Here is a 14672-nt window from a genome sequence, read left to right on the forward strand (position 1 = left end):
CTCCCGCCTTGCGAGGTGCCGCACGATGACCGACCGACGCCAGTTCATGACCGCCGCGCTGGTCGCGGCAACGGGTAGCCTTCCATGGCACGCGGTACATGCAGCCGCGGCGACCGCGGATCTCGATCCGCGCCAGGCGGGCCGCATTCGCGCCACACGCGATGACGCAGCCGTTCATGAGGCAGCCGGCTATCGCTGGGTACGCGACGGCGCGTTCACGGTCGCGATTTCACCGCACGCGCCGCCGGTGTCGACCTACGCGACCGACGCGCGCACCGTGGTCGGCGCCGATCCCGACTATGCGCAGCTCGTCGCCGACGCGCTCGGCCGCACGCTCGTGTTGCTGCCGATCGCGTGGGCCGACTGGCCGCTCGGACTCACGTCCGGCAAGTACGACGCGGTGATCTCGAACGTCGGCGTGACCGAGAAGCGCAAGGAGAAATACGATTTCACGACTTACCGGCTCGGGTTGCACGGCTTCTACGTGCGCACCGGCAGCCCGATCGCGACGATCGCCGCGCCGAAGGACGTCGCCGGCCTGCGCATCATCACGGGCGCGGGGACGAGCCAGGAGCACATCCTGCTCGAGTGGAACAAGCGTAACGTCGCGCAGGGGCTGAAACCGGCCGAACTGCTCTATTTCGACGACGATGCGGCGTCGCGCGTCGCGCTGCTGTCGGGCCGTGCCGATGCGGAGCTGAACCCGAACGCGTCGCTCGCGTACGAGGCCGCCCGCACCGGCAAGATCCGCCGTGTCGGCGTCGTCAATGCGGGCTGGCCGGCCAACGCCGATGTGGCGATCGCGACGCGGCGCGGCAGCGGGCTCGCACCCGCGCTGACGCTCGCGACGAACGCGCTGATCGGCAGCGGTCGCTACCGGCAGGCGCTCGCGCGCTGGGGTTTGCAAAGCGAGGCGATCGCGCGCGCTGAGACCAATCCGCCGGGGTTACCGTCGTTCTGACCAGCGGCAGCGCGGCGCGCCATGCCGGTCACGCTTCGGCAAGGCCCGTCACGGGCAGCGCGACGCGCGAGCCAGCTCTCGTCGGCCATGGCCCATGGTCCGATGCGCGGATTGTAACCGGTGGCGGTTCGGCCCCGACTCAGGGAGGCGCCATGCTCCATCGATCCAAAATCGGCGTCGCACCTATGCCGGCAGTGCAGCCCCAGCCCTGTCGAGATTCGCGACCTGCGCATGAATCGCCGGAATCAGGTCGCGCCCGTAATCGAGCGCATCGTCGAGCGGGTCGAACCCGCGAATCAGGAACGTCGACACGCCAAGCCGGTAGTACGCGCCAAGCGCCCGCGCGACCTGTTCGGGCGTGCCGACCAGCGCGGTCGAATTCCAGCGCGCGCCGGTCAGGTTCGCGACGCCCATCCACAGCCGCTCGTCGAGCACGTCGCCTTGCGCGGCGGCGGCCATCAGCCGTTGCGAGCCCGCGTTCTGCGGCGCATGGCCGGCGATCGGCTGGCCGTTCGCGAGCCGCGCCGCGCGCACGCGTTCGCGAATCGCCTCGGCCTTCTCCCATGCGGCAGCCTCGGTGTCGGCCACGATCGGCCGGAACGACACGCTGATGCGCGGCGCCCGCCCGAACGGCGCGGCCGCAGCCCGCACGCGCGCGACCTGCTCGCGTACCGACGCGAGCGGCTCGCCCCACGTCATGTAGACATCGGCATGCTCGCCCGCGACCGCGAGCGCGGCCGGCGACGAGCCGCCGAAATAGATCGGCACGTGCGGCCGCTGCGCGCCCTTCACGAGCGGCGACGCGCCGCGCAGCCGATAGAACGCGCCATCGTGATCGACCGGCGCGTCGGCCTGCCAGATCCGTTTCAACACGTCGAGATATTCGCCGGTGCGGCGGTAGCGCGCATCGTGCGGCACGAAATCGCCGTCGCGCTGCAGGTCGGTATCGTCGCCGCCCGACACGACGTTCAGCGCGAGCCGGCCGCCGCTGAACACGTCGAGCGTTGCGATCTGCCGCGCGGCGGCCGACGGCACGATCACGCCCGGCCGGTGCGCGAGCAGGATGCGGATGCGTTCGGTCGCGGCGGCGGCGAACGACGCGACGATGAAACCGTCCGCCGCGTTGCTGAAATGGCCGACCAGGATCTGGTCGAAGCCGGCGGCCTCGTGCGCCTGCGCAAAGCGGCGCACGTAGTCGGGTTGAACGGCCGCGCCGCCCGGTACGTCGACCTCCGCGCCGGGTGTCGCGGTGATCATGCCGATGATGTCGACTGGCATGTCGGGATGTCCTTGGGGTGCTTGATCTGAAATCGTGGCCGGGATGGTTCGCTTACTGCGCGGCGGCCGTCTTTTTCGCAGGCGCCGCGAACGCGCCCGCATACGAACGGTCGAGCAGTTTCGACGTGTCGTACGCAGCCGGAATCACGCCGGCCTTGTGCAGGAAGTCGGCCGTGTTCTGCGCGTCCGTCGCGGCCGTGTCGTCGACCGGGCCGACGCGCTGCTTCGCGTTGTTGAGCCAGCGATATGCGACGTCGGGTTCGAGCTTCGCGCGCTTCGCCCACAGGTCCGCATACTCGCGCGGATGGCTGTCGACCCACTGGCGCGCCGCAACGACGCGCCTCAGGAAATCGGTGATCTCGGCGCGCTTGCCTGACGCGGCCTGCTCGTTCGCGGCGACGAAGCTCAGTGCCGGCATCAGCCCCTGCGCGGTCGTCACGGGCCGCGCGCCCTGCCGCAACGCGAGCGTGCTGACGAACGGCTCCCACAGCGACACGGCGTCGACCGAGCCGTTCGAGAGCGCGTTGGTCGCATCGATCGGCATCAGGTACGCATACTTGACCGAATCCGCGCGCAGGCCGGCGTGTTCGAGCGCGCGCAGCACGAGCTGCTGGCTCCATGCACCGCGCCATACTGCGATGGTCTTGCCCTGCAGGTCGGCCACGGTGCGCACCGGCGAATCCTTCGGTACGAGAATCGCGACGCCGTCGAGGCTCTGCCGCGACACGGCGACCACCTTCACCGGTGCGCCGCGCGCGGCCAGCGTGAGCAGCGCGGAGTCGCCGAGGAAACCGACGTCGATCGCATTGCCGTTCAGCGATTCGGCAACGGGTGCGGCGGCCTGGAAATGCTTCCACTCGATCGTGTAAGGCAGATCCTTCAGCACGCCGGACGCCTCCATCGACGCCTGGATGTTGAAGTAGTTCTGTTCACCGACGCGCAGCGTGACGGTGTCTTTGGCAATGCCCGGCTGCGCGGCAAGCGCCAGCAAGAGTGCCGTGACGATTCGGCTCAACAACGTGATCTCCCGGAGGGTTGGCAGGCGGCCGCGCAATGGCGGCGCCTCGTGTTCCGCCGTGCGCAGCGGCCGGCGTAACGCATGGAACCGGTGAAGATACGTCGATCCGCTTCATGAAACAAACGCAATATTCTTCTATGCAAAGATGCAAATATTTTATGAAGTGACCGGCATCGCCGGATGCCGCCGGCCCCTCCATGAAACCCGGTTCGAATGAATCTTCGACGGATATTTCGCACGCGAAATAAATTCGCGCTATATTTCGCATACGAAATAACTACCCGGAACGAGGACGGCCATGACCTCCCAACCCATCGAGTTTTCCGCCGTCGACGGTTACGCGCTGCACGGCACGCTGTGGACGCCGGACGCCGCGCCGCGCGCGCTGGTGCTGATCCATCCGGCGACGGCCGTGCCGGAGCGGCTGTATGCGGGCTTCGCGCGTTTCCTGACCGAACGCGGCTTCGCAGCGCTCACCTACAACTATCGCGGCATCGGTGCGTCGCGGCCCGCGCGCCTGGGCGCGCTGCAGGCCCGCATGCGCGACTGGATGGAGCTCGACGTGGGCGCCGCGACCGCGTGGGCACGGCAGGCATACGAAGGCTTGCCGCTGCTGGCGGTCGGGCATAGCGTCGGCGGGCATGCGATCGGGCTGTCCGCCGCGACGCCGCACCTGCGCGCGGCCGTGCTGGTCGCCGCGCATGCGGGCAGCACGCGACTGATCGCGCAGGCGGCCGAACGCCTGAAGGTGCGGCTGATCCTGCGCGTGCTCGGCCCGTTGATGTCCGCGCTGCTCGGCTACGTGCCCGGCAAGCGGCTCGGGCTCGGCGAGGACATGCCGGCCGGCGTGTTCCGCGAATGGAGCCGCTGGACGACGCTGCCGCATTATTTCTTCGACGATCCGACGCTCGGCGCGGCCGAGCGTTACGCGAAACAGCAGTTGCCGATCCTCGCGCTCGGCTTCGACGACGATCCGTGGGCGAACCCAACGGCCATCGGGCTGCTGGTAAGCTACCTGACCCGCGCGGCGGTCGAACGCCGCCAGATCGATCCGCACGCGGCGGGCAGCGGCCCGGTCGGGCACATGGGCTTCTTCCGCAGCCGCCCCGGCACCGTGCTGTGGCCCGACGTGGCCGACTGGCTCGCGCAGGCACTCGACACGCCGCGAACCGCGGGCCGTCCCTCCCTTTCCATTGCAGCCGGGAACCCAGCTTGAGCGAAGACCGACGACTGTTTTTCATGTTGAACATCGGCCAGCGGCGCGTGCAGCGCTGGATCGACCGCAAGGCGGAGACCGAGACGCGCGCGAGCGCCGCGCAGGCCGGCGCGTTGTTCTGTCTCGCGAAGCAGGATGGTGCGCTGATCGGTGAAGTCGGCGCCGCGCTGCAGCTTGCGCCGTCCGCGATGACGGGGCTCGCCGACCGGATGGCGAAAGCCGGCCTCATTACGCGTCATGCCGATTCGGACGACGGCCGCGCAACACGCTTGTACCTGACCGACGAAGGCCACGCGGCGCTCAAGCGTGCACGCGTGCTGCTGCGCGAACTCAACGGCAAGCTGTGCGACGGGTTTTCCGACGACGAACTCGATGTCGTCGCGCGCTGGTTGCACACGCTGCAGGAGCGGTTTCCGGCGGAACGCTGAGCGGCAGCGCGGCACCGTCGATCCGTTGACGGCACGCGCGCTGTGCCCCGCGCATCAATGCATGTCGGTCAGCACGATGCGCCCGTCGACCTTGCCTTCGCGCAGCTTCGCGAGCACGTCGTTGATGTTGCCGAGCCGGTCGCGGTGGATATGCGCGCGCACCAGGCCGTCGGCGGCGAAATCGAGCGACTCCTGCAAGTCGCGCCGCGTTCCGACGATCGACCCGCGCACGGTGATGCCGTTCAGCACCGTCGAGAAGATCGGCAACGGGAAATCGCCGGGCGGCAAGCCGTTGAGCGCCACCGTGCCGCCACGCCGCACCATCCCGAGCGCCTGCGCGAACGCGCTGCGCGACACGGCCGTGACGAGCACGCCATGCGCACCGCCGATCTCCTTCTGGATCACCTTGGCCGGATCGTCGATCGACGCGTCGATCGTCAGTTCCGCGCCGAGCTGCCGCGCCAGCGCGAGCTTGTCGGGTGAAATGTCGATGGCCACCACGTGCAGGCCCATCGCACGCGCATACTGCACGGCCACGTGCCCGAGGCCGCCGATGCCGGAGATCGCGAGCCACTGGCCCGGGCGCGTATCGGTGACGCGAATGCCCTTGTAGACGGTAACACCCGCGCACAGGATCGGCGCGATCTCGTCGAACGCAACCTGAGCGGGTAAATGACCGACGTAATCAGGATCGGCCAGCACGTATTCCGCGTAGCTGCCGTTCACCGAATATCCGGTGTTCTGCTGGCCGTGGCACAGCGTCTCCCAGCCCGTGTGGCAGTACTCGCAATGGCCGCACGCCGTGTACAGCCATGGCACGCCCACTCGATCGCCTTCGCGCACGTGCGTGACGCCCGCGCCGACCGCTGCGACGATGCCCACGCCTTCATGGCCCGGAATGAACGGCAACGACGGCTTGACCGGCCAGTCGCCGTCGGCTGCGTGCAGGTCGGTATGGCAGACGCCCGATGCCTTGATGTTGACGAGGATCTGGCCGGGCCCCGGCGTCGGCACGGGCACCTCCTCGATGCGCAGCGGTTCGCCGAACGCGTGCACGACGGCCGCTTTCATGGTTTGGGACATGTGTCGCTCCTGGCTGGTCGGTGAGCGATCCAGTATCCGGTTTCGGATTCGAACGACGTTGATGCGCGTCAATGCGCGGGCGATGCGCGGCGATGCCCGCTGCTTCAAGGCGTCGCACCGGCGCGCTCCGCAGGATTCACTGGACCCTGATCCGATGGCGGATGTCCACGCCCGCGTCATCGATCGGCGTGCGGCAGTTTCCCGGCGGGCCGCGCCGACGGATCCCGAATGGGGCGCCACGAACCCGGCCGGCGCACGAGCAACACGGCGACACACGCACCGCATCGCCCCGTTCAAGCGATCGTTCCGAACATCGCGCAGCCGCTTTCCGCTCCCGCCGTCATTTCACCCATCCGACAGAAACCCGGCAGGATCCTGCCATCCGGCTTGGAATTTGAAATGATATAACATATCATTTCGGGTGCTCGTCCGCCTGAGGCGGTTCCACCGTGGGTGGCCGAGCCTCGCCGAGCCATGTTCCAACGGGTCACTGCGCGCCAAAGACGCAACAATATATCGTATCCAGCCGTGACCCGCATCGCTCGTTATCCGATCCGACTCCAACCGATTCACCGACCATGCGCGACCTCCCTCGTCTACCGCTCCGCCCGCTCTCGTCCCTTTCGCTGATGCTGTTCGCCGCCGTCGCACACGCGCAGACCGCTACGCCCGCCGTCTCCAGCACGCCGCCGACCACCCCGCTCGCACCGATCTTCGTGACCGCGAACCCGCTCGGCGACAGCGACCTGATCGCGCCGACCGTCCAGCTTTCCGGCGATGCGCTGACGCGCCGCCAGGCCGATTCGCTCGGCGAGACGCTCAACGGGCTGCCCGGCGTGTCGACCACCACCTACGGGCCGATGGTCGGCCGCCCGATCATCCGCGGGATGGACGGCGACCGGATCCGGTTGCTGCAGAACGGCGTCGCGGCCTACGACGCGTCGTCGCTGTCGTACGACCATGCTGTGCCGCAGGATCCGCTGTCGATCGAGCGTGTCGAGATCGTGCGTGGCCCGGCCGCGCTGCTGTACGGCGGCAACGCGGTGGGCGGTGTCGTCAACACGATCGACAACCGGATTCCGCGCGAAGCGATCCAAGGCGTGACGGGTGCGCTCGACGCGCGCTATGGCGGGGCGAACTCGGTGCGCGCGGGTGCCGCGCAGGTCGAGGGCGGCAACGGCCGCTTCGCGTTCCACGTCGACGCATTCGACCGCGAAACGAGCAAGCTGCGGATTCCCGGCTACGCGCGCAGCAGCGCGCAGCGCGCGATCGACGGCCCCGACACGCCGCAACCGGAAGGCAACGTGCCGAACAGCGACGGCCGCGTGCACGGCGGCGCGGTCGGCGCGTCGTACACGTGGGCGGACGGCTTCGCGGGCCTGTCCTACAGCGGCTACGAATCGAACTACGGCTCCGTCGCGGAAAGCGACGTGCGGCTGCGGATGCGCCAGGAGCGCCTCGCGCTCGCATCCGAGGTGCGCAACCTGAGCGGGCCGTTCACGAAACTGAAATTCGACTTCGCGTACACCGACTATCGCCACAAGGAAGTCGACAACGGCGAGACCGCGACCACCTTCCGCAATCGCGGCTACGAGGCGCGCATCGAGGCAACGCATCGCAAGATCGGCCCGTTCGAAGGCGCGATCGGCGTGCAGTTCGGCCAGAACACGTTCTCCGCGCTGGGCGACGAGATGCTCGTGCCGTCCACGCGCACGAACAGCGTCGCGTTGTTCGGCCTCGAGGAATGGCAGGTCGTCCCGGCACTCAAGCTGAGCCTCGGCGGACGCTTCGAACACGTGAAGGTCGATCCCGATCCGGCCGGCGTCGAGAAATTCGCGGGGGCACAGCCGCGCGAGTTCAATGCGGGCAGCCTGTCGGCCGGCGCGCTGTTCTCGCTGACGCCCATGTGGTCGGTGGCGGCCAACGTCGCGTACACCGAACGCGCACCGACCTTCTACGAGCTGTATTCGAACGGCCCGCACGATGCGACCGGCCAGTTCCTGATCGGCAACCCGAACGCGTCGAAGGAAAAAGCGGTGTCGACCGACCTGTCGCTGCGCTACGCGAGCGGCCCGAACCGCGGCAGCGTCGGCGTCTTCTACAACCGCTTCTCGAACTACCTGGCCGAGTACAACACGGGCCGCGTCGTCGACGACGACGGCGAACCCGTCGCGCCCGGTACCGACGGCTCGCTCAACGAAGCGATCTATCGCGGCGTGCGCGCCGAGTTCTACGGCATCGAGCTGGACGGCAAGTGGCGCGCGTTCGCACGGCGCGGCCATACGGTCGACCTGGAACTGACGGCCGACTACACGCACGCGCGCAACGTCGATACGGGCCAGCCGCTGCCGCGCATCGCGCCGCTGCGCGCGACGCTCGCGGCCGACTACGGCTACGGCCCGTTCGGCGCGCGCGCGCAGGTCACGCATGCGTGGTCGCAGCACCGCGTGCCCGACAACGACTTTTCGACGGACGGCTACACGTCGCTCGGCGTGATGCTGACCTACAAGTTCCGCGTCGGTGCGACGCACTGGCTCGCGTACCTGCGTGGCGACAACCTGACAAACCAGGAAATCCGCTACGCGACCTCGGTCGTGCGCGGCTTCGCGCCGGAAGGTGGCCGCAGCGTGATGGCCGGGTTGCGCACCACGTTCTGACCCGCTCATGGTCCGCGGCGCCCGCCGCGGGCCTTGCTCCGGCGACGCCCATCTCGCCGCGAGTTTCCGTTTATCGGCCATTACTGCCTATCGCGCAGCGCAGGTTCTGTCGCAATAAGGCTGGATAGTCGAGTAAGAAGTGCGATGTCGATGCGCTGATTCTCGAACATGACCCTCCCCGCCTATCCCTGATCGGCCGCTTATTGCGACAGAACCAACATGCCTGCCCGGAGCCTCCTGGTGGGTTCCGGGCCATTCTTTTCTACGGCATGTGTACCATCCGTGATCCGGTACGGTCACTCGAATCGACGAGCGTTCGCGTATAGGCATGACGCGGCGCCTCCAGCACCGCCTGCGTCTCCCCGGTCTCGACGATCTTTCCGCCATGCATCACGACGAGCCGGTGCGACACCGCACGCAGCACGTCGATGTCGTGGCTGATGAACACGTAGCTGAGCCGATGCCGCCGTTGCAATGTCGCCAGCAATTCGAGAATCTGCCTCTGGATCGACACATCGAGCGCGCTCGTCGGTTCGTCGAGGACGAGGATGCGCGGATCGACCGCGAGCGCGCGTGCGATTGCAATGCGTTGTCGTTGCCCGCCGGAGAATGTCGCCGGATGGCGCGAGGCCGCGTCGGCCGGCAAGCCGGTTTCCGCGAGCAGCGCCGCCACACGTGCGCGCCGCGCGTCGGGCGGCATGTGCGAATGATGCAGCGCGAGCCCTTCATCGACGATCTCGCCTACGCGCAGGCGCGGCGCAAGCGAACCGAATGGATCCTGGAACACCATCTGCACGTGCGCGGCGTGTTCGCGCCGCGTCGCCGCCTTGCCTGCGCTTTCGAGCGCCGCGTAGCGGATCGCGCCGGCCGACGGCGCGACGAGCCCGACGAGCGCGGCGGCCAGCGTCGATTTTCCGCAGCCCGATTCGCCGAGCACGCCGAGCGTCTCGCCTTCTCGCAGTTGCAGGTCGATGCCTTGCAGCACGGCGGGCGTTTCGCTGCGAAACAAGCCGCGCCAGCCGCGTGCGCGCGTGCGGTATCCGGCGTACAGCGCGCGCACGTCGAGCACGCGCGGCGCATCGGCGGCCAGCGGTGCGATCGTACGGCGCGGTGCGCTGTCGAACAGCTTACGTGTGTACGCATGCCGCTGCGCCACGAATAGCGCGTCGGTCGCGCCCTGCTCCACGATCTCACCGTGCTGCATCACGGCGACGCGATGCGCGAAGCGGCGCACCAGATGCAGATCGTGGGTGATGAGCAGAATGGCGAGGCCGTGCCCGTCCGCGTTGGCTTCCTGGAGTTCGATGAGCAGATCGACGATCTGCCGGCGCACGGTGACATCGAGCGCTGTGGTGGGCTCGTCGGCGACCAGCAGACGCGGGTTGCCCGCGAGCGCCATCGCGATCATCGCGCGTTGCCGCTGGCCGCCCGACAACTGGTGCGGATAGGCATCGACCCTGCGTTCGGGTTCGACGATACCCATGCGCCGCAACAGCGCGATCGCCCGCTCGCGTGCCGCCGCGCCCCGCAGCCCCGCGTGCAGACGCAGGCTTTCACCAATCTGCCGCCCGATGGTCTTGAGCGGATTGAGCGCAGTCATCGGATCCTGGAACACCATTGCGATGTCGCGACCGCGTATCGCGCGCCATTGCGCATCGCTTTTGTCGAGAAGTTCCTCGCCCGCGAGCCGCACGCTGCCGCTCACGCGCGCGGCGTCGGCCAGCCCGAGCAGCGCGAGCGCGGTCAGGCTCTTGCCCGATCCCGATTCGCCAACGAGCGCGACGCGTTCGCCGCGCCCGATTGTCAGATCGAGCCCGTGCACGATCGTCCGCGCGCCGATCAGGATGTTCAGGTCTTCGACTTCCAGTACGGGCATCGTCATCGGGTGGCTCCTGCGGTGCGGGTTTTGCCGGCGTGGGGGTTGGCGTCGTCGGCGTCTGCACCGTCAGCGGCGCGGTTGCGGTCAGTCGCGAACGATTCGCGCAATGCATCGCCGATGAACGTGAGCAGCAGCAGTGTGACCACCAGCGCCGCGATGGCTGTCGCCGAAATCCACCATGCCGATAGATGGCCTCTGCCTTCTGCCAGCAACTCGCCGAGGCTCGGCGCGGGCGGCGGCACGCCGAGCCCGAGAAAATCGAGGCTCGCGAGCGACACGATCGCCGCGCTCATCCGAAACGGCAGCCAAGTGATGACGGGCGTAAGACTGTTCGGCAGGATGTGCCGCCACATGATCTGGCGATCGGACAGCCCAAGCGTGCGCGCGGCGCGCACGTATTCGAGCGAGCGCTTTTGCAGGAATTCGCCGCGCACGTAATCGGACAGCGTGACCCATCCGAACGAGGCGAGCAGCACGAACAGCAGCACGAGGCTCGGCTCGAAAATCGACGACAGGATGATCAGCAGATAGAGATCGGGCAACGCGGTCCATACCTCGGTCACGCGCTGGCCGAGCAGGTCGACGAGGCCCGCGTAATAGCCCTGGAGCGCGCCCGCGAGCACGCCGATGAGCGCGCCTGTCAGCGTCAGCGCAAGCGCGAACAGGACCGAACTGCGAAAGCCATAGAGAACGCGCGCGAACACGTCGCGACCGTATGCGTCGGTGCCGAGCCAGTTCTGTGCCGAAGGCGGCGCCGGAAATGGCTGCGCCGCGTGATAGTTCACGGTGTCGTAGCGATACGGATCGGGCGCGTAGAGCGCGAAATTGCCGTCGCGCGAAAACTGCTCGCGGATGAACGGGTCGAGATAGTCGGCTTCGGTGGGCAGTGCGCCGCCGAAGTCGCTATCGGCGTACGTGTGCAGCGCCGGGAACAGCCACTGGCCGTGATAGCGCGCGACGAGCGGCCGATCGTTGGCGATCATGCCCGCAAGCAGGCTCGCGACAAACAGCACCGCAAACACGACTAGGCTCGCGAAGCCGTGCCGTTGACGGCGCAAGCGCCGCCACCATGCGAACGCGCGCGCGAATTTCGCCGCGTCGCGGTGTGACGCAATGGCGCGCGACGGCAGCACGAATGCGGCCCCCGTTGGCGTGTCGGGAACGGTATCGGCGTAGTCCGCCTGCTTCGAATCCGCGTGCGATGAGCTGATGACTTCCATGGAGAACTCCGGATTCAGCGACCGTTGCCGCCGAAGTGAATGCGCGGATCGATCAGCACATACGCGAGATCGCCCGCGAGCTTCGCGAACAGACTCACGGCCGTAAACACGAACAGCGAACCCAGCACGACCGGATAATCGCGGCCGATGATCGCGTCGTAAGACAGGCGCCCGACGCCGTCGAGCGAAAACAGCGTCTCGATCAGCAGGCTGCCGCTCACGTACGCGGACACAAACGCCGCTGGAAAACCTGTCGCGGTCGGAATCAGCGCGTTGCGCAGCACGTGTCGCCACACCACCGCGTTGCGCGACACGCCCTTCGCGCGCGCAGTCAACACATACTGGCGCGACAATTCGTCGATGAACGCGTTGCGCGTGAGAAACGACACGACGGCGAGGCTGCTCGCCACCGACGCCGTGACCGGCAGCACCAGATGCCAGACGCGGTCGAGCACGCGTTGCGCGAGCGGCAGCGCGTCGTGCTCTTCGGCGCCGAAGCCGCCGAGCGGAAACACGTGCAGAAAGAGATCGCCGCTCAACAGCATCATCAGCAGTACGCCGAGCACGAAGCCCGGGATCGCGTATGCGGCGAGCAGCGTGGCGCTCGTCGCGAAGTCGAACGTCGTGCCGCGCCGCAGCGCCTTCGCGATGCCGAGCGGCACTGCGATCAGATACGTGAGCACAAGCGCGCAGGTGCCGAGCGTGACCGTCACCGGCAGCTTGCTGACGATCAGCGCCCAGACCGAGCGATGCTGGAAGAACGACTGGCCGAGATCGAAGCGCGCGTAATGCGTGAGCATGCGCACGTAGCGCGTGAGCGGCGGCACGTCAAAGCCGAACGTGTGGCGGATCGCGGCGACTTGCGCGGGATCGACGCCTTCGTTGCCGTGATAGCCGCCTGGGCCGGAAGCACCCTCGCCGTGAACCGACGAGCCTTGCAGCCGCGCCATCACCTGCTCGACAGGCCCCCCCGGCACGAATTGCATAATGACGAACGTCACCGTCAGCACGCCCAGCAGCGTGGGAATCATGAGCAGCAATCTGCGCCCGATATACGCGAACATGACACTTACTCCTGTTGGGCCGCGTGCATCGCGGCGTTCGTGCTCTGCGCGTCGGGTGCGGCGTGCCACCAGCCAATGATCCAATCGAGCTCGCCGTATTGCCGCGGCACGCGTGCGGGCGGCGAGATACGGCGGCTCCACGCGATGCGCGAGTGCGTAGCGTGCCACTCCGGAATCATGATGCGTTCGCACAGCAGCACACGATCGAGCGCGCGCGCCGCGGCGATCACCTCGCGTTCGCTGCCGGCGCGCTGCACGTCGTCGATCAGCGCATCGACGGCGGGCGACGCGATGCCCGTGTAATTCTCGGAGCCCGGCGTGCGCGCTGCGCGGCTGCCGAAGCGGCGTTCCAGTTCGACGCCCGGAATGCTCGCGGCGCGGTAGCCCAACGTCGTCATGTCGTAATCGAAATGCTTGAGGCGCTCGACGATGATGGTCTGATCCATGATGCGCAGCCGCGCGTCGATGCCGAGCAGCCTCAGGTTGCGCACGACGATCATCAGGATGCGCTCCATGCCCGTGCCGTCGTCGATCAGTTCGATCGTGAACGGCGTGCCGGCCGCGTTGCGCAGCATGCCATCGCGGTAATGCCAGCCCGCGTTCGCCAGCAGCGCCTCGGCCCGTGCAAGATTGCGGCGCAGCCCGTGGTGCGCCGACGTATCCGGCTGCGGCGGCAGTGCGCCGAACACCTCGGGCGGCACGCCACCCCGTAGCGGCTCGAGCAGCGTCAGCTCGTCGGCGCCCGGTACGCCGCTCGCGGCGAACACGCTTTCGTCGAAAAAACTGCGAGTGCGTGTGTACTGGCCGAAAAAAATGTTCCGGTTGATCCATTCGTAATCGAGCGCGAGACCGATCGCCTCGCGCACGCGAATGTCCTGGAACTTGGGACGCCGCAGATTGAAGAACAGACCCTGCGCATTGCTGATGCCGTGATCCGGAAACTCCTGCTTGCGCAGCGTGCCGTTCGCAAAGGCGGGGCCGCTGTAGTTGCGCGACCATTGCTCCGCGCTGCCTTCGGCCAGCGCGTCGACATCGCCGGCGCGAAAAGCCTGAAGCGGCGCCGACGGGTCACTGTAGAGCCGGAAAATCACGTTGGCGAAGTTGAACATGCCGCGCCGCACCGGCAGATCCACGCCCCAATAGCGCGGATTGCGTCGGTACACGATCTCGTGATTGCTCGCGCGCGCGCCGATCAGATACGGCCCGCTCGCGATGGGCGCAACCGTGGCGAGTTGATCGAACGTCAGCGTGCCGCCGTCCGCCGCGCGTGCCCAGTCGCGCGAAAACACGTAGAGATCGCCCGCTTCGAGCACCGCGCGGCGCTGCGCCGTGCGAAATGCAAAGCGCACCGTCTGTGCGTCGATCACGTCCACCGCGCGAATGAGCGTGTAGCGGCTGCTGTGGATCGGCGAGGTCGACGAACCCGTCAACTGCTCGAACGAGTAGCGCACGTCCTGCGCCGTCACCGGCGCGCCATTCGAAAACCGCGCGGCCGGATTCAGGTGGAACATCGCCGAAAGGCCGTCACGCGCGATCTCGACGCGATCGGCGAGCAACGGATATTGCGTGCCGACCTCGTCGAGGCTGCGTTGCATCAGCGTCTCGAACATCAGATTGACTTCGTCGGGCGCCGCGTTGCCGCGCAGCAGAAACGGATTGAGCGAGTCGTACGTCGCGATCTCCGTGTAGTTCGCGAGGCGCAGCGTGCCGTCGCGCGGTGGCGCGTGGTCGGCCCACGCAAAGCGCTGCATCGACGCATCGGGCCGCACGTCGTCGAAGAGCGCAAGCGTCGTTTGCCACTGAGAATCGGGCGCGGCGTGTGCGAGCGTGACGGTGCCGGCAATGCACACGCATCGTGCAACGCGTGC

At 67.6% G+C, this 14672-nt stretch carries 11 protein-coding genes; 4 read left to right on the forward strand and 7 right to left on the reverse strand.

Going from position 1 to position 14672, the window contains the following annotated elements; all coding sequences use genetic code 11:
* The first annotated feature begins 25 nt into the window (after window positions 1-25).
* Window positions 26-961, forward strand: a complete 936-nt coding sequence (locus tag QZM67_RS02290; RefSeq protein ID WP_301800511.1) for an ABC transporter substrate-binding protein — start codon at window positions 26-28, stop codon at window positions 959-961.
* Between the two features lie 183 nt (window positions 962-1144).
* Here QZM67_RS02290 and QZM67_RS02295 read toward each other — a convergent pair whose 3' ends face one another.
* Window positions 1145-2239, reverse strand: coding sequence for an LLM class flavin-dependent oxidoreductase (locus QZM67_RS02295; RefSeq protein ID WP_043186743.1), 1095 nt, complete (start codon window positions 2237-2239; stop codon window positions 1145-1147).
* A gap of 52 nt (window positions 2240-2291) precedes the next feature.
* Entirely contained in the window at window positions 2292-3257 is a 966-nt protein-coding gene (locus QZM67_RS02300; protein WP_367620414.1) for an ABC transporter substrate-binding protein, read from the reverse strand.
* Window positions 3258-3555: 298 nt separating this feature from the next.
* Between QZM67_RS02300 and QZM67_RS02305 the strand changes: the two genes are divergently transcribed.
* Both QZM67_RS02305 and QZM67_RS02310 read left to right on the forward strand, forming a co-directional pair.
* On the forward strand, window positions 3556-4473 hold the full coding sequence (locus tag QZM67_RS02305) for an alpha/beta hydrolase (protein WP_301800513.1): 918 nt from the start codon (window positions 3556-3558) through the stop codon (window positions 4471-4473).
* A complete protein-coding gene (locus QZM67_RS02310; RefSeq protein ID WP_043186736.1) occupies window positions 4470-4901 on the forward strand; it encodes a MarR family winged helix-turn-helix transcriptional regulator in 432 nt (143 codons plus the stop codon). The genes QZM67_RS02305 and QZM67_RS02310 overlap by 4 nt, the downstream gene beginning before the upstream one ends.
* Window positions 4902-4955: 54 nt before the next feature.
* On the opposite strand, the gene adhP is transcribed toward QZM67_RS02310, so the two are convergent.
* Complete coding sequence (adhP, locus tag QZM67_RS02315; protein ID WP_175024544.1) at window positions 4956-5984, reverse strand: alcohol dehydrogenase AdhP; 1029 nt, start codon at window positions 5982-5984, stop codon at window positions 4956-4958.
* A gap of 578 nt (window positions 5985-6562) precedes the next feature.
* Between adhP and QZM67_RS02320 the strand changes: the two genes are divergently transcribed.
* Complete coding sequence (locus QZM67_RS02320) at window positions 6563-8641, forward strand: TonB-dependent receptor (protein ID WP_301800516.1); 2079 nt, start codon at window positions 6563-6565, stop codon at window positions 8639-8641.
* 262 nt (window positions 8642-8903) lie between these two features.
* Here the strand turns inward: QZM67_RS02320 and QZM67_RS02325 are convergent, their stop codons facing one another.
* The 4 genes from QZM67_RS02325 to QZM67_RS02340 are packed head-to-tail and all read right to left on the reverse strand — an operon-like array spanning window position 8904 to window position 14654.
* The gene (locus QZM67_RS02325) at window positions 8904-10523 is read right to left on the reverse strand and encodes an ABC transporter ATP-binding protein (RefSeq protein WP_301800518.1); all 1620 of its coding nucleotides are present in this window, start codon (window positions 10521-10523) and stop codon (window positions 8904-8906) included.
* On the reverse strand, window positions 10520-11740 hold the full coding sequence (locus QZM67_RS02330) for an ABC transporter permease (protein ID WP_301800519.1): 1221 nt from the start codon (window positions 11738-11740) through the stop codon (window positions 10520-10522). The genes QZM67_RS02325 and QZM67_RS02330 overlap by 4 nt, the downstream gene beginning before the upstream one ends.
* A gap of 14 nt (window positions 11741-11754) precedes the next feature.
* On the reverse strand, window positions 11755-12804 hold the full coding sequence (locus QZM67_RS02335) for an ABC transporter permease subunit (protein WP_301800521.1): 1050 nt from the start codon (window positions 12802-12804) through the stop codon (window positions 11755-11757).
* 5 nt (window positions 12805-12809) lie between these two features.
* A complete protein-coding gene (locus tag QZM67_RS02340) occupies window positions 12810-14654 on the reverse strand; it encodes an extracellular solute-binding protein (protein ID WP_301800522.1) in 1845 nt (614 codons plus the stop codon).
* Window positions 14655-14672: the final 18 nt, after the last annotated feature.

The sequence above is a fragment of the Burkholderia sp. AU45251 genome, assembly GCF_030482905.1.
GTDB classification, from domain to species: domain Bacteria; phylum Pseudomonadota; class Gammaproteobacteria; order Burkholderiales; family Burkholderiaceae; genus Burkholderia; species Burkholderia aenigmatica.

What these genes read in the sequence shown, in the direction of transcription:
- QZM67_RS02325 (WP_301800518.1), bottom strand. Translation starts at nt 10,523, where the DNA reads ATGACGATGCCCGTACTGGAAGTCGAAGACCTGAACATCCTGATCGGC.
- QZM67_RS02290 (WP_301800511.1), top strand. Translation starts at nt 26, where the DNA reads ATGACCGACCGACGCCAGTTCATGACCGCCGCGCTGGTCGCGGCAACG.
- QZM67_RS02295 (WP_043186743.1), bottom strand. Translation starts at nt 2,239, where the DNA reads ATGCCAGTCGACATCATCGGCATGATCACCGCGACACCCGGCGCGGAG.
- QZM67_RS02320 (WP_301800516.1), top strand. Translation starts at nt 6,563, where the DNA reads ATGCGCGACCTCCCTCGTCTACCGCTCCGCCCGCTCTCGTCCCTTTCG.
- QZM67_RS02305 (WP_301800513.1), top strand. Translation starts at nt 3,556, where the DNA reads ATGACCTCCCAACCCATCGAGTTTTCCGCCGTCGACGGTTACGCGCTG.
- QZM67_RS02335 (WP_301800521.1), bottom strand. Translation starts at nt 12,804, where the DNA reads ATGTTCGCGTATATCGGGCGCAGATTGCTGCTCATGATTCCCACGCTG.
- QZM67_RS02330 (WP_301800519.1), bottom strand. Translation starts at nt 11,740, where the DNA reads ATGGAAGTCATCAGCTCATCGCACGCGGATTCGAAGCAGGCGGACTAC.
- adhP (WP_175024544.1), bottom strand. Translation starts at nt 5,984, where the DNA reads ATGTCCCAAACCATGAAAGCGGCCGTCGTGCACGCGTTCGGCGAACCG.